The organism is Rhodococcus sp. NPDC076796 (assembly GCF_040702765.1).
Taxonomy (GTDB): Bacteria; Actinomycetota; Actinomycetes; order Mycobacteriales; family Mycobacteriaceae; genus Rhodococcoides.
Genome location: NZ_JBFBMS010000016.1, coordinates 52,739 through 70,943, shown reverse-complemented (window position 1 = coordinate 70,943; position 18,205 = coordinate 52,739). Strand labels below are relative to the sequence as shown.

General features: G+C 65.5%; 18 protein-coding genes. 11 read left to right on the top strand and 7 right to left on the bottom strand.

All coding sequences use genetic code 11. The features are described from left to right. Positions 1-145 precede the first annotated feature (145 nt). The 3 genes from AB0366_RS26160 to AB0366_RS26150 all read right to left on the bottom strand — a co-directional run bounded on the left by AB0366_RS26160 (position 146) and on the right by AB0366_RS26150 (position 2,729). A complete protein-coding gene (locus AB0366_RS26160; protein ID WP_366246562.1) occupies positions 146-1,120 on the bottom strand; it encodes a carbohydrate kinase family protein in 975 nt (324 codons plus the stop codon). A 104-nt stretch (positions 1,121-1,224) separates the two neighbouring features. Continuing rightward, on the bottom strand, positions 1,225-1,590 hold the full coding sequence (locus AB0366_RS26155; RefSeq protein ID WP_037192882.1) for an iron-sulfur cluster assembly accessory protein: 366 nt from the start codon (positions 1,588-1,590) through the stop codon (positions 1,225-1,227). A gap of 65 nt (positions 1,591-1,655) precedes the next feature. Next, positions 1,656-2,729 carry a glycerate kinase gene (locus tag AB0366_RS26150; RefSeq protein WP_366246561.1) on the bottom strand — a complete coding sequence of 358 codons (1,074 nt, stop codon included), beginning with the start codon at positions 2,727-2,729 and terminating at the stop codon, positions 1,656-1,658. Positions 2,730-2,829: 100 nt separating this feature from the next. Between AB0366_RS26150 and AB0366_RS26145 the strand changes: the two genes are divergently transcribed. Genes AB0366_RS26145 through AB0366_RS26130 form a run of 4 tightly spaced genes read left to right on the top strand, consistent with a single transcriptional unit; the run spans position 2,830 to position 5,946 of the window. Continuing rightward, positions 2,830-3,489 carry a DUF3043 domain-containing protein gene (locus AB0366_RS26145; RefSeq protein WP_366246560.1) on the top strand — a complete coding sequence of 220 codons (660 nt, stop codon included), beginning with the start codon at positions 2,830-2,832 and terminating at the stop codon, positions 3,487-3,489. A gap of 5 nt (positions 3,490-3,494) precedes the next feature. Continuing rightward, a complete protein-coding gene (gene cobU / locus AB0366_RS26140; RefSeq protein ID WP_366246559.1) occupies positions 3,495-4,064 on the top strand; it encodes a bifunctional adenosylcobinamide kinase/adenosylcobinamide-phosphate guanylyltransferase in 570 nt (189 codons plus the stop codon). Between the two features lie 47 nt (positions 4,065-4,111). Beyond that, the gene (gene cobT / locus AB0366_RS26135; RefSeq protein WP_366246563.1) at positions 4,112-5,182 is read left to right on the top strand and encodes a nicotinate-nucleotide--dimethylbenzimidazole phosphoribosyltransferase; all 1,071 of its coding nucleotides are present in this window, start codon (positions 4,112-4,114) and stop codon (positions 5,180-5,182) included. 2 nt (positions 5,183-5,184) lie between these two features. Then, a complete protein-coding gene (locus tag AB0366_RS26130) occupies positions 5,185-5,946 on the top strand; it encodes an adenosylcobinamide-GDP ribazoletransferase (RefSeq protein WP_366246558.1) in 762 nt (253 codons plus the stop codon). Here the strand turns inward: AB0366_RS26130 and AB0366_RS26125 are convergent. Continuing rightward, entirely contained in the window at positions 5,943-7,046 is a 1,104-nt protein-coding gene (locus AB0366_RS26125; RefSeq protein WP_314141468.1) for a branched-chain amino acid aminotransferase, read from the bottom strand. The two genes, AB0366_RS26130 and AB0366_RS26125, sit on opposite strands and share 4 nt — an antisense overlap. A gap of 41 nt (positions 7,047-7,087) precedes the next feature. Then, complete coding sequence (gene gcvT, locus AB0366_RS26120; protein WP_121872343.1) at positions 7,088-8,188, bottom strand: glycine cleavage system aminomethyltransferase GcvT; 1,101 nt, start codon at positions 8,186-8,188, stop codon at positions 7,088-7,090. Between the two features lie 117 nt (positions 8,189-8,305). Between gcvT and AB0366_RS26115 the strand changes: the two genes are divergently transcribed. Next, on the top strand, positions 8,306-9,829 hold the full coding sequence (locus AB0366_RS26115; RefSeq protein ID WP_366246556.1) for a leucyl aminopeptidase: 1,524 nt from the start codon (positions 8,306-8,308) through the stop codon (positions 9,827-9,829). Between the two features lie 48 nt (positions 9,830-9,877). Here the strand turns inward: AB0366_RS26115 and AB0366_RS26110 are convergent, their stop codons facing one another. Further along, positions 9,878-10,219 (bottom strand): oxidoreductase, encoded by a 342-nt coding sequence (locus tag AB0366_RS26110; RefSeq protein ID WP_094612934.1) that lies wholly within the window; start codon positions 10,217-10,219, stop codon positions 9,878-9,880. A gap of 377 nt (positions 10,220-10,596) precedes the next feature. Between AB0366_RS26110 and sucB the strand changes: the two genes are divergently transcribed. From sucB to AB0366_RS26085, 5 genes are all read left to right on the top strand, one after another. Further along, entirely contained in the window at positions 10,597-12,372 is a 1,776-nt protein-coding gene (sucB, locus tag AB0366_RS26105) for a 2-oxoglutarate dehydrogenase, E2 component, dihydrolipoamide succinyltransferase (RefSeq protein WP_366246555.1), read from the top strand. 149 nt (positions 12,373-12,521) lie between these two features. Continuing rightward, a complete protein-coding gene (locus tag AB0366_RS26100; protein ID WP_121869578.1) occupies positions 12,522-13,412 on the top strand; it encodes a TIGR01777 family oxidoreductase in 891 nt (296 codons plus the stop codon). Between the two features lie 21 nt (positions 13,413-13,433). Beyond that, positions 13,434-14,213, top strand: a complete 780-nt coding sequence (gene lipB, locus AB0366_RS26095) for a lipoyl(octanoyl) transferase LipB (protein WP_366246554.1) — start codon at positions 13,434-13,436, stop codon at positions 14,211-14,213. A 10-nt stretch (positions 14,214-14,223) separates the two neighbouring features. Next, the gene (lipA, locus tag AB0366_RS26090) at positions 14,224-15,237 is read left to right on the top strand and encodes a lipoyl synthase (protein ID WP_317804588.1); all 1,014 of its coding nucleotides are present in this window, start codon (positions 14,224-14,226) and stop codon (positions 15,235-15,237) included. A 60-nt stretch (positions 15,238-15,297) separates the two neighbouring features. After that, complete coding sequence (locus AB0366_RS26085; RefSeq protein WP_314141479.1) at positions 15,298-16,053, top strand: DUF4191 domain-containing protein; 756 nt, start codon at positions 15,298-15,300, stop codon at positions 16,051-16,053. A 39-nt stretch (positions 16,054-16,092) separates the two neighbouring features. On the opposite strand, the gene AB0366_RS26080 is transcribed toward AB0366_RS26085, so the two are convergent. Next, a complete protein-coding gene (locus AB0366_RS26080; RefSeq protein ID WP_121869575.1) occupies positions 16,093-16,557 on the bottom strand; it encodes an RDD family protein in 465 nt (154 codons plus the stop codon). A gap of 167 nt (positions 16,558-16,724) precedes the next feature. On the opposite strand from AB0366_RS26080, the gene glnA reads away from it, so the two are divergent. Beyond that, positions 16,725-18,161, top strand: a complete 1,437-nt coding sequence (gene glnA, locus AB0366_RS26075) for a type I glutamate--ammonia ligase (protein ID WP_032368128.1) — start codon at positions 16,725-16,727, stop codon at positions 18,159-18,161. Positions 18,162-18,205 lie beyond the last annotated feature (44 nt).

Genomic DNA, 18,205 nt, shown 5'->3' with positions numbered 1-18,205 from the left:
TCTGATCCTCGGTAAGTGAACTTCGTGCACGCATACACACGCTCCCCAGTAGTCGGAACTGAATTACTCAGTCCAACTTCTGGGGAGCGGTGCAAGTCACTTAGATTGCACAAAGCCACATTGATCCCGATACGGGAGACCAAGCTCAGGCCGGCAGCAGAGCCCCGATCTCCTCGCCCGCTTCGGCACCGTAGGCCGCGGTCAGACGCTTGATCGCGTCGTCGCGGTTGAGCTCCCATTCCTGGGTGCCTGTGGTCTCGAGTACCAGCACTGCCACGAGCGAACCGAGTTGCGCTGCACGTTCGATGCTGGCTCCGCCCATGTGCGCCGTGAGGAAACCTGCTCGGAAGCCGTCGCCGACACCGGTCGGGTCCACCTTGCTCGTCTCGGGTACGACACCGATGTGAGTGTGTTCGCCGCCCTTGGCGACGATGTCGACGCCGCGCTTACCGAGGGTCGTGACACGCAGATCCACCTTCGCGGCGATGTCTGCGTCGGACATGCCGGTCTTCTGCTTGAGGAGCGCCCATTCGTACTCGTTGGTGAACAGGTACGCGGCACCGTCGATCAGGTCGGTCGCCTGCGCGGCGTCGAGCCGGGCGAGCTGCTGCGACGGGTCGGCAGCGAACGGGATGCCGGCCGCGCGGCACTGGGCCGTGTGCGCCGTCATGGCGTCGGGGTCGTTGGCACCGATCAGAACCAGCTCCATCTCGTGCTGCGCTGCGAGGGCCTCGATGGAAATATCACGGGCCTCGCTCATCGCGCCGGGGTAGAACGACGCGATCTGCGCCATGTCCTCGTCCGTGGTGCAGACGAAGCGGGCAGTGTGGGCGGTGGCGGACACACTCACGCCACTGCAGTCGACTCCGTGCTCTTCGAGCCAGGTCCGGTATTCGGCGAAGTCCGGTCCCACAGCTCCGACGAGCAGAGGCGCACCGCCGAGAACTCCGAGTGCGTACGCGATGTTTCCGCCGACGCCTCCCTTGCGGATGACCAGATCGTCGACCAGAAAGCTCAACGAGATGTTCGAGAGCTGGTCGGCGACGATCTGCTCGGCGAACCGTCCGGAGAATCGCATCAGATGGTCAGTCGCTATCGAGCCGGATACCGCGAGAGTCACGAAGGAGGGCCTTTCGGTTCGTAAATGCTGGGGAGCTGATGGGCAGACACGACTGTGACCGATACACGCATGCGTGTATCGGTCACAGTCGAGTACGAGTCAGCTCAGTTGAACGAGTCGCCGCACGCGCACGACCCCGTGGCGTTCGGGTTGTCGATCGTGAAGCCCTGCTTCTCGATCGTGTCCACGAAGTCGATGGATGCACCCTCCACGTACGGGGCGCTCATCCGGTCCACTGCGAGGGTGACGCCGTTGAAGTCGACCGCGAGGTCGCCGTCGAGGCTTCGGTCGTCGAAGAAGAGCTGGTAGCGCAGTCCTGCGCAACCACCTGGCTGCACAGCGATGCGCAGCGCGAGGTCGTCGCGGCCTTCTTGGTCCAGCAACGCCTTGGCCTTGGTCGACGCGGTCTCCGTCATGGTGACCTTGTGCGCTGTGGTTTCGGTCGTTGTGGTTTCGTTCGAGACGGTCATGGGCTCTCCCTATCAGTCGTACAAACCCGTGAACTACTCAACCGTACTCCCGGTGGCTCTATTCCTCACGCTCGCCGCCTCGGTTGCACAGCAGAGTCGGCCACGTCGGCCGCGACGCGCGCGGCCAGCTGTTCGAGCTGGTTCGCCGCGTCGGACATCGCCAGCTCCACCGATCCCGCGAACTCGGTGATCGAGTGCGCAGCCGAGATACCCGCCGAGTCCAGTTCGTCCTCGGTCAACGTGACCTGTCCCGCGAGCACGATCGTGTCGAGACCGGTCGCGCCGCCCGCTGCAGCGATTCTGGTCACCAACTTGCCTCGCAGCGATTGCGAGTCGAATTTGCCCTCACCGGTCAGCACCAGGTCGACGGAGGCCAGCAGTTCCTGCTGCCCGGTTCGTTCGGCCACCACGACGGCGCCGGGGAGCTGCCTGCCACCGAGTGCGAACAGGGCCGCGCCCAGACCGCCTGCGGCTCCGGCGCCGGGTCGATCTGCCACGTCGTGGCCTGCGGCGGAGAGCACTGCGGCCCAATCGCTGTTCGATTCCTCGAGCCGAGCGACCGTGTCTTCGTCGGCACCCTTCTGTGGGCCGAACACTCGGGCTGCACCGGCGTCGCCCAGCAGCGGGTTCTCCACGTCCGACGCGGCAACGAGGTCGATGTCCGACAACCGCGCGACTGCCGATCCGAGACCGCCCAGCGCACGAATCATCGCGCGCCCGCCGTCGCTGCAGCTACTTCCGCCGAGTCCGACGAACACCGTTCGGGCCCCGGCGTCGAGGGCGGCGCCCAGCAGCTGACCGACGCCGTAGCTGCTCGCCTTCAGTGCGGTCAGTGGGGTGGGCGGCCCGTCGAGCAGATGCAGTCCGCAGGCCTGAGCCGATTCGATGTACGCAGCCGTACCGTCGAGCAGCCACTGGGCACGTACCGGGTTGCCGAGGGGCCCGTCCACGTCCGCGAACTGCACGGTGCCGATGCGCGAGGCCAAGACCTCGACGAAGCCGGGGCCGCCGTCGGATTGGGGCGCGAGTTCGAGTTCGTCGGTCTCACGAACCGAGGCCCATCCCCTGGCGATGGCATCTGCCGCGGCCGCGGCAGTCAGGGTGTCTCCGAACGAATCCGGCGCAATCATCACTCGCATCGTCGAAAGTCTAGGGCTGCCGCGCCGGAACGGCATCCGGTGTTTCGCCGCTGACCTGGCCGGTGTTCGATACCGACGAGCCATCCCATACTCTGAGTGCGTGAAGCTGCTACGCCGTGGAAACTCTGACAATTCGGACGGAAACGACTCGAACGAATCCGAGTCGACGACGGCCGGGAGCGACGCGACCTCTCCGGTGTCTCTCGGCAAGGGCCGGCCGACCCCCAAGCGTCGTGACGCCGAGGCTCGGCGTCGCGGACCGGTTGCTCCGGCTCCGCTCACGAGCAAAGAGGCACGCGAGCGCCGCAAGGCGAACAAGGGCAGCAAGGAAGATCGCAAGGCCGCCTCCAACGAGCGACGCGCCGCCGCAGCCGAACGACGTGCACGCATGCTCGCCGGCGACGACAAGTACCTGCTCCCCCGCGACAAGGGTCCGGTGCGCGCATATGTGCGCGACATCGTCGACGCGCGACGCAACCTCGTGGGCCTGTTCATGCCGCTCGCGTTGATCCTGATCTTCGCGTTGTTCCTGCAGCCTCAGGTGCAGCAGTACGTCACCCTCGGCATGTTCGTGATGATGCTCTTCATGGTCGGTGAGGGCATCTACCTCGGCAAGATGATCAACAACAAGATCCGGGTGCGGTTCCCCGAGACCACCGACGGCGGCTTCAAGATCGGCTGGTACGCCTTCGTCCGCGCGTCCCAGATCCGCAAGATGCGCGCCCCGAAGCCGCGAGTCAGCGCCGGCGAGGCCGTCTGACGTCGGTGGGCGAACCGAGACGAACTCTCGTGCTCGGTGGAGCCAGATCGGGCAAGTCCGGGCACGCCGAGTCGCTCGCCGTTCTCGAGCCGGTGCGCTACCTCGCCACCGGGAGGCGGGACGCGACCGACGAGGACTGGCAGCGTCGTATCGACCGGCATCGCGCGTCGAGACCGAAACACTGGTCCACCGTCGAGGCCGTCGCGTCACTGGCCGGTGTCGTCACGCAGCCGTGGGACGGCACCACCGTCGTCGACGATCTCGGAACGTGGCTGACGGGAATGCTCGACGACGCGCAGGCCTGGGAGCTCCCCCGCGGCACGATCGCACCGGCTGTCGACAACCTGGTCGGAGCGGTCGCGGACTGCACGTCCCCCCTCGTGCTCGTCAGCCCCGAGGTCGGCCTGTCCGTGGTACCCGAATCCCGTTCCGGTCGCCTCTTCCGGGACGAGCTGGGATTGCTCAATTCTCGGCTTGCCGCGGTGTGTGACAGGGTTCTGCTGGTCGTCGCAGGACTCGCGCTGACCCTCAAGGAACCTCCGGCGGACTTCATCACCGCGAAAGGCACAGTGTGACAATTCTTTCGGAAGAAGATTCGGCGTCGTCGTCGCCGTTTCGTCCGGTGACCGCTCCGTCGTCCGCGGCTAGATCGGCTGCTGTGGACCGACAACGGGAATTGACCAAGCCTGCCGGAAGCCTCGGTCGCCTCGAGGCGCTCGGTGAGTGGATCGCGGCCTGCCAGGACGCCTGCCCGCCGCGGTCTCTCGAACGAGTGCGTGTTGTCGTCTTCGCCGGCGATCACGGCGTCGCTGCGCACGGAGTCTCTGCGTACCCTCCAGAGGTGACGGCCCAGATGGTCGAGAACATCCGCGTCGGCGGTGCCGCGGTCAACGTGCTCGCCGATATCGCCGGTGCTGCGGTTCGGGTTGTCGACATCGCGGTCGACGCCGATACGGATTTTTCTGTGTCCGCGTTCAAGGTTCGACGGTCCAGCGGGTCCATCGACCGCGAGGATGCACTGACCGAGGACGAGGTTCGGGCCGCGATTGCTGCCGGAGCCGCCATCGCCGACGAAGAAGTGGACGCCGGCGCGGATCTTCTCATCGCAGGCGACATGGGCATCGGAAACACCACTCCTGCAACGGTATTGATCGCCACTCTGACCGATACCGAACCGGTTGCCGCGGTCGGCCGCGGCACTGGAATCGACGATGCGGGGTGGATCAGGAAGACCGCAGCGATCCGGGACGCGATGCGTCGAGCACGACCGGTCGCGAAGAACCCCACCGACCTGCTGCGGGTCGCGGGTGGTGCCGACATCGCGGCTCTCGCCGGCTTTCTCGCCCAGGCCGCGCATCGGCGAACCCCGGTGATTCTGGACGGCCTCGTGGTGACCGCGGCCGCTCTGGTGGCCGAGGACGCGGCAGCCGGGGCACGCAGCTGGTGGGTTGCCGGGCATCGTTCGGCCGAGCCTGCGCATTCACTTGCGTTGCGGCACTTGCGTCTCGAACCGATCGTGGAGCTGGAGATGCGTCTCGGCGAAGGCTCGGGTGCGTTGGCGGCGTTGCCTCTGGTTCGTGCGGGCGTCGGCACCTTGAATTCGATGGCCACCTTCGCGGACTCCGGGGTCAGTACCGGCGACAGCGAAGCCCACAGCAGTATCGAGGCCCGCAGCACTATCGAAGAGCACTGACGGTGCGCAAGCGAGCCGATTCACTGGCGCTCGCGTTCTCTTGGCTGACGGTGCTGCCCGTGCGCGGCCCCGAGGACGTCGACAGGCACTCCGCCGGCCGCGCGATCGCTTTCGCTCCGCTCGTCGGCCTCACCCTCGGTGGCATCTCCGCCGCACTGTTGTGGGTGTCGATCGCGGCCGGACTGTCGCCGCTGCTCGGCGGACTGATCGCCGTCGGTGCCTCGGCACTGCTCACTCGGGGTATGCATCTCGACGGCTTGGCCGATACCGCAGACGGACTCGGCTGTTACGGACCTCCCGAGCGCGCGCGAGAAGTCATGAAGTCCGGCAGTGCCGGGCCGTTCGGAGTGGCTACCATCGCCCTCGTTCTGGCAGTTCAGGCCGCGAGCCTGGGCCAGCTCGCGCACCAGCAGCTGTGGTGGGCCATCGCGGTCGTCCCGGTCGTCGGCCGGGTGTCGGTGGTGCTCGCCTGCCGCCGGGGCACGGACGCGTCGTCGCCGAACGGTTTCGGTGCGCTCGTGGCAGGTACGCAGTCGAACGTGCCTCCGGCGCTGTGGGTGCTTGTCGCAGTGGCGATCTCGGTGTTCGCACGGGCCGACCACCCGTGGCAGGGACCGCTGGTGGTCATCGCCGTCCTGGCGCTCGGGACGGTGGCCACCCGGCACTGCGTCCGACGCTTCGGCGGGCTCTCCGGCGACGTGCTCGGAGCCGGGATCGAGACCACCACCGCGCTGGCCGCGGTCGGTCTGCTCCTGGGGAGCTAGCGGAGCGTGGTCATCCAACCGTGCGTATCGGCGAACGTTCCGCGCTGAATGCCGGTCAGCGTGTCGCGCAGTGCGAGTGTGATCTCGCCGGGCTCGCCGCCTGCGATCTCGAACGTTCCCTCGGTGGACTTGACGCTGCCCACCGGTGTGATGACGGCTGCTGTGCCGCAGGCGAACACCTCGGTGATCTCGCCGGAGTCGGCACCCTTGCGCCACTCCTCGGTGGAGATCCGCCGCTCTTCGACGGGGATGCCTGCGTCGGTCGCCAGGGCCAGCAGCGAGTCGCGGGTGATGCCGGGCAGAAGTGATCCGGACAGCGACGGCGTCACCAGGCGTGCATCGGAGCCCGAGCCGAAGACGAAGAACAGGTTCATGCCGCCCATTTCCTCGACGTAGCGGCGCTCGGTCGCGTCGAGCCAGACCACCTGATCGCATCCCTCGTCGCTGGCCTGCGCCTGCGCGAGGAGCGACGCGGCGTAGTTGCCGGCGAACTTCGCCGCACCGGTGCCGCCCGGTGCCGCCCGGACGTACTCGGTGGACAGCCAGACACTCACCGGCTTGACGCCCCGAGGGAAGTACGCGCCCGCGGGCGAGGCGATCAGCATGTAGCGGTACGAGTCGGCGGGGCGCACGCCCAGCCCGGCCTCGGTGGAGAACATGTACGGCCGCACGTACAGCGCGTCTTCGCCGCCTGCTGCGGGGACCCAGTCGTGGTCGAATTCGAGAAGCTTCTCGATCGATCCGATGAACAGCTCGTCCGGCAACTCCGGCATTGCCAGACGGCGGGCCGAGGAGCGGAAGCGCTCGGCATTGGAGTGCACCCGGAAGGTCGACAGGTCGCCGTTCGGCTGACGGTAGATCTTGAGTCCTTCGAAGATGGCCTGGCCGTAGTGCAGGACCATCGCGGCGGGGTCGAGCTCGATCGGTCCGTAGGGCGCGATCGTCGCATCGTGCCATCCACCGTCACGGGTGTAGTCGATGTACACCATGTGATCGGTGAAGTGCTTTCCGAAACCGGGTGCAGCGAGCACCGCGTCGCGCTCCACGGGAGTGGCGGGAGAGGGATGCTGCACGTACGCGAACTCGGAAACACCTGTCATGCCGGAGATCCTATCGTCAAGGCCGCTGCGCTCTCGCGCGGTCACCTGGTCTTCGCTGCGACGAACGGCGGCGCGACCACTTCGCAGCGCAACGCTCGGCCACGAACGTCGACCTCGACCTCCGTGCCCACCTCCGGTGCGGCTTCCGCGTCGAGCAGGGCCAGGGCGATTCCGATCTTGAGCGACGGCGAGAACGTGCCGGACGTCGTCGTTCCGATCTGCTGTCCCGATGCCCCGACGGCCAGGCCCGGGCGCAGCACACCGCGGTCGAGGGCCTTCAGTCCGCGCAGCACTCGCGCCGGTCCGCTCGCCTTTTCGGTGGACAGGGCTTCCTTGCCCCAGAACGCGTCCTTCTTCCACCCGATCGCCCAGCCGCAGCGAGCCTCGAGTGGCGAGATGTCCAGTGCCAGTTCGTGTCCGTGCAACGGGTATCCCATCTCGGTACGCAACGTATCGCGAGCACCGAGCCCGCACACCTGCCCTCCGCGCGATCGCACTGCAGCCATGAGTGCCCGGAAGAGCGGTTCCACATCTCCTGCGGGGGGAACGAGCTCGTAGCCGTGTTCGCCGGTGTATCCGGTCCGGCAGACGCGGACCGCAACCGAATTCCAGGTGGCGTCCTCGAATGCCATGTAGTCCATGTCGGTCGGCAAGCCGAGTTCCTGCAGGACCTCGGTCGATTTCGGTCCCTGCACGGCCAGCACTCCGAACTCGCGGTGCTGGTTCACCACCGACACCCCTTCGGGTGCCTGCTCGGCCATTGCCGCGACGACGGCCGCCGTGTTGGCTGCGTTCGGCACCAGAAAGACGTTCTCGTCCGAGACGTAGTACGCGATCAGGTCGTCTACGACGCCGCCGGATTCGGTGCAGCACAGGGTGTACTGCGCCTTGCCCGGTTCGATTCGGTTCAGATCGTTGGTGAGCACGGAGTTCACGAACGCTGCGGCTCCGGGTCCGGTCACCGACGCCTTGCCGAGATGCCCGACATCGAACAGGCCGACGGCCTCTCGCACCGCCGTGTGCTCGACGACGACTCCGGCGTACGACACCGGCATGGTCCAGCCGCCGAAAGGTGCGAATGTCGCGCCCAATTCGGTGTGCACGGCGTGAAGTGGTCCCTCGATCAGCTCGGTGTCGGTCATGGCGGTCACGCTAGCTCACATCGCGGCCGTTGCGGGCCCGGCAGACCGACTGCGTCCCTCGACGACTCGTCATTAGGATCGAGGTACGTACACGTCAACCCCTACAGGAGCAGCCACGTGCCTTCACCCTCGACGCCTTCCCGCACTCTCGGACCCGACCTGGTCCTCGCGGGCAAGCTCGGTAAGAAAGTCGACGTTCTCGTCGTCGCGCTGAGTACCAGTGACGACGGCCTCGAACTCGCCATCACCGACGACATTTCCGACGACGCCATCGCTGCGGCGCTGCTCGACGCTCTCGAATCCGTCGGTGCCACCGGAAAGGCCGACGAGCTGGTGCGCATTCCGGCACCGTCGGGCCTGTCCGTGGACAGCGTGCTGGCGGTCGGCCTCGGCAGCGCAGCCGACATCGACAGCGAGCGGATCCGGCAGTCGGCCGGTACCGCAGCTCGCGCACTCAAGGGCGTCGACACTGTTGCGACCACGTTGTCGGCACTCGATCTCGGCGCGGCCGCGGAAGGCTTCTTTCTCGGCGCGTATCAGTTCACCGAGTTCAAGTCGGCGTTGTCAGCACCGAAGTCCGACGCGCTTCCACTGACCCGCGTCGAACTGCTGGTTCCCGACACCCGCTCCAAGGAAGCCAAGAACGAGTTGGCACGATCGCTCGCCATTGCCGAATCCGTCGCTGTGGCACGTGATTTCGTCAACACTCCGCCGAGCCACCTCTACCCGGAGGAGTTCGCGGCGCAGGCCAAGGCTCTCGGTACGGCTGCGGGCCTGAAGGTCGAGATCATGGACGACAAGACGCTGGAGAAGGACGGCTACGGCGGCATTCACGGCGTCGGCAAGGGTTCTTCGCGTCTGCCGCGACTGGTTCGGCTGACGCACTCCGGCGGTAAGCGGGGCGCGAAGAAGGTCGCCCTGGTGGGCAAGGGAATCACGTTCGACACCGGCGGCATCTCCATCAAACCCGCTGCGGGCATGGAGAACATGACCTCGGACATGGGCGGTGCGGCTGCGGTCATCGCGACGGTGATCCTGGCCGCGAAGGTCGATCTGCCACTCGATGTCATCGCGACGGTGCCGATGGCCGAGAACATGCCGTCGGGCACCGCGCAGCGTCCGGGCGACGTGCTGACCCAGTACGGCGGCATCACCGTCGAGGTCATCAACACCGACGCCGAAGGCCGCTTGGTGTTGGCCGACGCGATCGTGCGTGCCTGCGAGGACGATCCGGACTACCTCATCGACACCGCGACGCTGACCGGAGCTCAGGTGGTCGCACTGGGCAATCGAACGCCAGGGGTCATGGGCACCGAGGACTTCCGCGACCGCGTCGCCGAGATCTCTCAGGCCATCGGCGAAAACGCATGGGCGATGCCGTTGCCGAAGGAGATCCGACGCGAACTCGATTCCAAGGTGGCCGATCTGGCGAACGTCACCAACGGCCGGGCCGGTGGAATGCTCGCTGCCGCTCTGTTCTTGAAGGAATTCGTCGCCGACGGAGTCGAATGGGCTCACATCGATGTCGCGGGCCCGGCGTACAACACCGGTGGCCCCTTCGGTTACACCGGCAAGGGCGGTACCGGCGTTCCCGTACGAACGATGTTCGCGGTCCTCGAGGACATCGCCGAGAACGGCTGATCGCGAAAGTCCGTGCGTGCGGATCGACGTCCGCACGCACGGGCGAGGTCAGAGATCGCGCTGCTGTTGTTCGCGCTTCCTGATGACCTTCTGACGGGCGTCGTGGTCACGCATGCGCTGGGGGTAGCCGGTCTTGCGCACGTCGTAGACCGGGATCTTCAGGTCGGGTCCGATCTTTCGTGCATATTTTTCATCGAGCGGCCGACGGGTCCATTCGCCGTCGTTCGCGATCAGCACGACGGTCAGCGGGGTGACCGTCGTCTTCGGCTCGACGTAGGCCTCGACACCGATTCGCGCGTCGGTCCAATCGGCCAGGTACTGGGCAACCGACCCCTCCGGAGCTCGTTTCGCGGCCCCGCCGCTTCGCTTGAGTCGATCGAACAATCCCACGAGAACATCCTTTTCTTGCGGCCGATGGATCACCGGTTCTGGTGCCGGAATGTTGTTACCCGCCAGTTTGCCAGGCGTGTTGCACGCCCTAGGGGAACGGCGAGGCGATAACAATGGAAGGATGACATTAGAGGGTTCAGCTCTCTTGATAGTGAACCAAGGCTCGTGAAGTGAGTAAGTGAATTGCCGAGAGGGAGTGTCGACGTGGGCGCTGTGTCGAGCGAAACCTGCTCGATACGTGCCTTGTGCACCGGTGCCTCCGTCGAACCGAATCACCCAACTCTCGTCCATGAACCCTGTTCCGCCAGCACAATGGTCTGCGACCACAAGTCGTCGATCCACATCACCCGCATACAACTGTCGAGGAGTCAACAGACATGGCCTTCTCCGTCCAGATGCCAGCTCTTGGTGAGAGCGTCACCGAGGGAACTGTCACGAGGTGGCTCAAACAAGAAGGCGACACCGTCGAAGTCGACGAGCCATTGCTCGAAGTCTCCACGGACAAGGTCGATACCGAGATCCCGTCGCCTGCAGCCGGTGTTCTGACCAAGATCGTCGCTCAGGAAGACGACACCGTCGAGATCGGTGGCGAGCTCGCCCAGATCGGTGACGCAGACGAGGCACCCTCGTCCGATGCACCGGCCGAGGACGCCGCGCCCGCCGAGGAGTCGGCACCCGAGGAAGCTGCCGAGGAGCCCACTCCCGCAGCCGAGCCCGAGCCACAGGCCGAGGAGGAGGCACCCGCAGCGAGTGCATCGTCCGACTCGTCCGGATCCGGCACTCCGGTGACGATGCCCGAGTTGGGCGAGTCCGTCACCGAAGGCACCGTGACTCGATGGCTCAAGGCCGTCGGTGACGAGGTTGCTGTCGACGAGCCGCTGCTCGAGGTGTCCACCGACAAGGTCGACACCGAAATCCCGTCTCCGGTCGCCGGAACTCTGCTCGAGATCTCCGCCGAGGAAGACGACACGGTCGCAGTCGGTGGCCAGCTCGCCGTCATCGGATCGGGATCGCCGGCCGAGAAGGCTCCCGAGCCCGAGGCAACCCCGGAGCCTGAGGCCCCGAAGGCCGAAGAGCCGAAGAAGGAAGAGCCGAAGAAGGAGGCTCCCAAGCAGGAAGCCCCCAAGGCCGAGCCGAAGCCCGAGCCCAAGCAGGAGGCTCCCAAGGCCGCTCCCGCCAAGGAAGCGGCACCGTCGGGTGATTCCAGCCCGTACGTCACTCCGCTGGTGCGCAAGCTGGCGTCGGACAACGACGTCGACCTGTCGACCGTGAAGGGCACCGGTGTCGGTGGCCGCATCCGCAAGCAGGATGTGCTCGCCGCAGCCGAGGCCAAGAAGGCTCCGGCCGCTCCGGCTGCCGCTGCTGCGCCTGCCGCCGCATCCAAGCCCGCTGCCCCGGCCACCGCCGGTGTTCGCCCGGAGCTCGCGCATCTTCGCGGAACCACGCAGAAGATCAACCGGATTCGTCAGATCACCGCGAAGAAGACGCGTGAGTCGCTGCAGACTTCTGCACAGCTGACGCAGACCTTCGAGGTCGACGTGACGAAGATCGCCGGTCTGCGTACCAAGGCGAAAGCGAAGTTCGCCGAGAACGAGGGCGTCAACCTGACGTACCTGCCGTTCTTCGCGAAGGCCGTCGTGGAGGCTCTCAAGGCGCACCCCAACGTCAACGCGAGCATCAACGAGGACGCCAAGGAGATCACGTACCACGCCGATGTCCACCTCGGTATCGCCGTGGACACCGAGCAGGGTCTGCTCTCCCCCGTCATCCACAATGCAGGCGACCTGTCGCTCGCCGGATTGGCTCGGGCGATCAACGACATCGCCACCCGTGCACGCTCGGGTGGACTCAAGCCCGACGAGCTGTCCGGTGGCACGTTCACGATCACCAATATCGGCAGCCAGGGCGCGTTGTTCGACACCCCGATCCTGGTTCCGCCGCAGGCGGCCATGCTCGGCACGGGTGCGATCGTCAAGCGTCCGGTCGTCGTCAAGGACGACTCGGGCAACGAGTCGATCGGTGTTCGCTCGATGTGCTACCTGCCGCTCACCTACGACCACCGTCTGGTGGACGGGGCCGATGCGGGACGCTTCCTCACGACGATCAAGCAGCGTCTCGAAGTGGCGTCGTTCGAGGCCGATCTCGGTCTGTAGGCAACCGGCGAATCGTATCTCTCACGTATTCTGGTGAGAGCGCGAAACATTCGCATCGGAGTCTCGAAAAGAGGGGCACGAACCGTGCATCCGGGGCATCATTCGTTCGCGAATGATGCCCCGTTTGCGTCAAGGAGGCTTTCGTTCACATGCGCGTAGTCATTGCAGGTTCATCAGGATTGATCGGCACAGCGCTCGTCGCGGCACTGCGAGGCCGGAGCCACGACGTCACCCGGCTCGTTCGGCGCACGCCCGCCGGACCGGACGAGTCCCAGTGGGATCCGTCGCGCGGGAGCATCGACGCGGCCACGCTCGACGGCGCCGACGCCATCGTCAACCTCTGCGGCGTCGGTATCGGCGACAAGAGATGGTCCGGTGCTTACAAGCAGTTGGTGCGAGACAGTCGCATCGCCCCGACCGAGGTACTCGCTGCAGCTGCGGCCGACGCCGGGGTCCCCACCTTGATCAATGCCAGTGGCGTCAACTTCTACGGCGACACCGGCGACCGGGTGGTGGACGAGACTGCCCCTGTCGGTGAGGGATTCCTGGCCGAAGTATGTCGCGACTGGGAGAACGCCACGTCTGCGGCGTCTGAAGCGGGTGTTCGCACGATCATGCTGCGCAGCGGTGTGGTGCTGTCGCAGCGCGGCGGCATGCTGGGCAAGCTTCGGCCGCTGTACCTGTTCGCGCTCGGCGGGCGATTGGGCAGTGGCCGTCAGTACTTCCCGTGGATTTCGTTGGAGGACGAGATCGGGGCCATCGTGCACGGCATCGAGAACGACGCACTGCGGGGACCGGTCAACATGGTGGGCCCCACTCCGGTGACCAACGCCCAGTTCAACAGTGCGATGTCGCGAGCGGTGCATCGACCGGCCCCGTGGGTGGTGCCCGGCTTCGCGTTGAAGGCCGTGATCGGTGAGTTCGCCGAGGAGGCCATTCTGACCGGGCCACGGGCAATTCCGAAGGCACTCGAGGACGCGGGCTACACCTTCGAGCACAACACCATCGGGGAAGCACTGCGGGTGGCCGTCGGCTCGTGACGCGGCGTACCGTTCCGATTCATGAGTGAAGCGAACTCTTCGCCGGCCGCTGTGTCGGCACGCGCGAGCTCCGAGCCGGTCGTGGTGCGAGAGTTGGGCACCGTGGAGTACACCGAGGCTTGGGCACTGCAGCGCGAGCTGGCCGGTGCCCGGGCGGACGGTGCCGGCTCCGACACGCTGCTGCTGCTCGAGCATCCGTCCGTCTACACGGCCGGGAGGCGTACCTCCGAGGAAGACATGCCGCGCGACGGTACCCCCGTCGTGGAGGTCGATCGTGGCGGCAAGATCACCTGGCACGGACCCGGCCAACTGGTGGGGTATCCCATCGTCAAGCTCGCGCAGCCCATCGACGTCGTACGGTACGTGCGCCGCATCGAAGAGGCTCTGATCTCCGTCGTGTCCGCCTACGGCATCACCTGCGGGCGCGTCGACGGTAGATCCGGCGTGTGGCTCGCAGCGCAGATGCGCGGCGGCGCGTGGCTGCCCGAACGAAAGATCGCGGCGATCGGAGTCCGTGTTCAGCGTGGAGTGACGCTGCACGGTTTCTCGCTGAACTGCAATGCGGCCATGACCGGTTTCGATGCGATCGTGCCATGTGGCATCGCCGACGCCGGAGTGACGTCGCTGTCGCTGGAGCTGGGCCGCGACGTCACCATCGGCGACGTCACCGCCGCGGTCACCGACGCTGTTCTGGCCGCCCTGGACGGGTCGATGCCCGTGCAGGATCACGAGATCGAGCATCCGCCGGTCACGGAGGCGTCGATCAACCCGCAGTTCACGACGGTTCGCTTCGGCGCGTAGCATCGTTTCTGTGACTGTGGCCCCAGAAGGACGCAAGCTGCTCCGCCTCGAGATCCGAAACGCGGAGACCCCCATCGAACGCAAACCGAGCTGGATCAAGACCAAAGCCAAGATGGGCCCGGAGTACACCGAGCTCAAGGGTCTTGTGAAGCGCGAAGGTCTGCACACGGTGTGCGAGGAAGCCGGCTGCCCCAATATCTACGAATGCTGGGAAGATCGCGAAGCGACCTTCCTCATCGGCGGTGAGCAATGCACCCGCCGTTGCGATTTCTGCCAGATCGACACCGGCAAGCCGGAGGATCTCGATCGAGACGAGCCGCGCCGGGTGGCCGAGAGCGTGCAGGCCATGGGTCTGCGCTACTCCACGATCACCGGCGTCGCTCGTGACGATCTCGAGGACGGCGGCGCGTGGCTGTATGCCGAAACGGTTCGGTACATCAAGAAGCTCAATCCGAACACCGGCGTCGAACTGCTCATCCCCGATTTCAACGCCAAGCCCGATCAACTGGCCGAGGTCTTCTCCTCACGCCCGGAGGTGCTCGCTCACAACGTCGAGACGGTGCCGCGCATCTTCAAGCGCATCCGTCCCGCCTTCCGGTACCAGCGGTCGATGGACGTCATCACCGCAGCCCGCGACGACGGTCTGGTCACCAAGTCCAATCTGATCCTCGGCATGGGCGAGACTCCGGAAGAGGTGCAGGAAGCCATTCGCGACCTGCACGAGGCCGGTTGCGACATCCTGACCATCACCCAGTACCTTCGCCCGTCGCCGCGCCACCATCCGGTCGAGCGTTGGGTCAAGCCGGAGGAGTTCGTCGAGCACTCCGACTACGCGACCGAAATCGGGTTCGCCGGTGTGCTGGCCGGGCCGTTGGTCCGCTCCTCCTACCGCGCCGGACGCCTCTACGCGCAGGCCATGGCGCATCACGGCCGTGAATTGCCCGAGAGCATGAGTCACCTGACCGATGGCGGCGAAGCCTCCCAAGAGGCCAGTTCGCTGATGGCGCGTCTGGCGGCTCGCTAGATCTTTTGCCAACCCGGCGCGGTGCACGTGAGCGTCGGCACAGGACGTATCCTGTGACGTATGGCGAAAGGCAGTAAGGCTGGCAAAGCAGCAAAGCCCAGCAAGGAAGCAAAAGCGGCTGCCAAGGCGGCGCGCAAGCAGGCATCGAGGGAACGACGCAAGCAGCTCTGGCAGGCGTTTCAGATGCAGCGCAAGGACGACAAGGTTCTCCTTCCGCTGATGATCGGGTCGGTGGTCGGGCTCGGGCTCCTCGGGTTCCTCATCGGCTTGGCCTTCGACTTCCAGTGGTTCCTGCTCCCCATCGGACTGCTCCTGGGCGTCCTGGTTGCGTTCATCATCTTCGGTCGCCGCGTGCAGAAATCGGTGTACAAGAAGGCAGACGGGCAGGCGGGCGCGGCCGCGTGGGCCCTGGACAACCTGCAGGGGTCGTGGCGAGTGACCAATGCGATCGCCGGAACTACCCATCTCGACGCCGTGCATCGAGTCATCGGCAAGCCCGGTGTCATTCTCGTGGCCGAGGGTGCACCGCATCGCGTGAAGTCACTGTTGGCTCAGGAGAAGAAGAAAACCGCCCGTTTGGTGGGCGACACTCCGATCTACGACATCATCGTCGGAAACGAAGAGAACCAGATTCCGCTCTCGGGTCTGCAGAAGTACCTGTCGAAGTTGCCGAAGAACATCGACGGCAAGCGCATGGACACCATCGAGTCGCGGCTGTCCGCTCTGGGCACCAAGGGTGGCCCGGCGATGCCGAAGGGACCCATTCCCGGCGGAGCCAAGATGAAGGGTGTTCAGCGGACCATGAAGCGCCGCTAGCCACTCACGACCACTCGGACAGCCCTGATGCGCAGACCCTCAGCGGGTCCGCAGCAGGGCTGTTCCCGTTGCACGGTCGTGCATTCCTCGACCGTCCATGTCGGTGACGACGGCCGGGACGACGAACAGCAGAATCAATTGGCGAACCAGCGCGCGCACGAAGCCGACCCGCGCGTGTGCGTCGATGCGTGCCACCTGAATACCGACGATGAACTGCCCCGGAGTGAACGAGAACAGCGAGACGCTCACCAGTCCGACGCCGAACCACACTGCCAGCACGATCGTCGAGATCAGTCCGCTCGTGGTGTATCCACCGAGAATGAGCGACGCCACGCCGGTGGCCATCGTCCAATCGAGCAGCAACGCGAGGACTCTGCGGCCGGTACCGGCCAGCGCGCCGACGCCCTGCTGCGGAAGGCCCAACTCCTCCCCCCGGAAGTTCTGGGGTTCACGTGGGTTCGCGGAGGCCGGTCCGGACAACCAGGACCCTGTCATTCGTGCCATGATTTCCAGGATAGGCGCGGTCGGGCACACGGGAAAACACCTGGACGTACTGTTGTCCCTGCCAGCCGTGAGCCAGGACGCGTAACACGGGCGAAACACGAGCTTGACGGGCGGGCAACACCAAGTCCATAACGTCAGGTTGACGGACTCAACAAAGGAGCAAAAGCGTGGCGTTTTCCACGGCCCAAGAGGTCATCAAGTTCATCGCAGATGAAGGAATCGAATACGTCGACATCCGGTTCACGGATCTGCCGGGTGCACAGCAGCACTTCTCGATCGCCGCCAAGGCGTTCACGGCAGACACGCTGGAGGACGGCCTCGCGTTCGACGGTTCGTCCGTCCGCGGCTTCCAGTCGATCCACGAGTCCGACATGATCCTGCTTCCGGACTACGCCACCGCTCAGGTCGATCCCTTCCGCAATGCCAAGACGCTGAACATCGACTTCTTCGTTCACGATCCGTTCACGCGTGAGGCCTACAGCCGCGACCCGCGCAACGTTGCACGTAAGGCCGAGGAGTACCTGGCCAGCACCGGCATCGCCGACACCGCGTACTTCGGTGCCGAGGCCGAGTTCTACATCTTCGATTCCGTGCGCTTCGATTCGCAGGCGAACGGTGCGTTCTACGAGGTCGATTCGTCCTCGGGTTGGTGGAACACCGGAGCCGAGACCGAGGCCGACGGCAGCCCGAACCTCGGTTACAAGGTGCGTTTCAAGGGTGGCTACTTCCCCGTCGCTCCGTACGACCACTACGTCGACCTGCGCGACCAGATCTCGACCAACCTGCAGAACGCCGGCTTCGAGCTCGAGCGTGCGCACCACGAGGTCGGCACCGGCGGCCAGCAGGAGATCAACTACAAGTTCAACACGCTGCTTCGTGCGGCAGACGACCTGCAGCTGTTCAAGTACATCGTCAAGAACACCGCATGGCAGAACGGCAAGTCGGCGACGTTCATGCCGAAGCCGCTCTTCGGCGACAACGGTTCGGGCATGCACGTGCACCAGTCGCTGTGGAAGGACGGCAAGCCTCTCTTCCACGACGAGGCCGGATACGCCGGACTGTCGGATCTCGCTCGCCACTACATCGGCGGCATCCTGCACCACGCGCCGTCGCTGTTGGCGTTCACCAACCCGACGATCAACTCGTACCACCGTCTGGTGCCGGGCTACGAGGCCCCCATCAACTTGGTCTACAGCCAGCGCAACCGCTCCGCCGCGGTTCGTATCCCGATCACCGGCAACAACCCGAAGGCCAAGCGCCTCGAGTTCCGTGCGCCGGACTCCTCGGGTAACCCGTACCTGAACTTCGCCGCTCAGATGATGGCCGGTCTGGACGGAATCAAGAACAAGATCGAGCCGATGGCACCGGTCGACAAGGACCTCTACGAGTTGCCGCCCGAGGAAGCCAAGAACATTCCTCAGGCACCGACCTCGCTGAACGCGGTCATCGACCGGCTCGAGGCCGATCACGACTACCTCACCGAGGGTGGCGTGTTCACCACCGACCTGATCGAGACCTGGATCTCGCTCAAGCGCGAGCAGGAAATCGCTCCGGTGAACCTGCGTCCGCACCCGTACGAGTTCTCGCTGTACTACGACGTGTGATCGACCCGATTTCACGCTGAAAACGCCCGGCCGAATCTTTTCGG

Coding starts and splice junctions, on each gene's coding strand:
- AB0366_RS26150 (WP_366246561.1), bottom strand. CDS start 2,729: ATGCGAGTGATGATTGCGCCGGATTCGTTCGGAGACACCCTGACTGCC.
- lipB (WP_366246554.1), top strand. CDS start 13,434: ATGAGTGAAGCGAACTCTTCGCCGGCCGCTGTGTCGGCACGCGCGAGC.
- AB0366_RS26085 (WP_314141479.1), top strand. CDS start 15,298: ATGGCGAAAGGCAGTAAGGCTGGCAAAGCAGCAAAGCCCAGCAAGGAA.
- AB0366_RS26080 (WP_121869575.1), bottom strand. CDS start 16,557: ATGGCACGAATGACAGGGTCCTGGTTGTCCGGACCGGCCTCCGCGAAC.
- AB0366_RS26100 (WP_121869578.1), top strand. CDS start 12,522: ATGCGCGTAGTCATTGCAGGTTCATCAGGATTGATCGGCACAGCGCTC.
- sucB (WP_366246555.1), top strand. CDS start 10,597: ATGGCCTTCTCCGTCCAGATGCCAGCTCTTGGTGAGAGCGTCACCGAG.
- gcvT (WP_121872343.1), bottom strand. CDS start 8,188: ATGACCGACACCGAGCTGATCGAGGGACCACTTCACGCCGTGCACACC.
- AB0366_RS26155 (WP_037192882.1), bottom strand. CDS start 1,590: ATGACCGTCTCGAACGAAACCACAACGACCGAAACCACAGCGCACAAG.
- AB0366_RS26125 (WP_314141468.1), bottom strand. CDS start 7,046: ATGACAGGTGTTTCCGAGTTCGCGTACGTGCAGCATCCCTCTCCCGCC.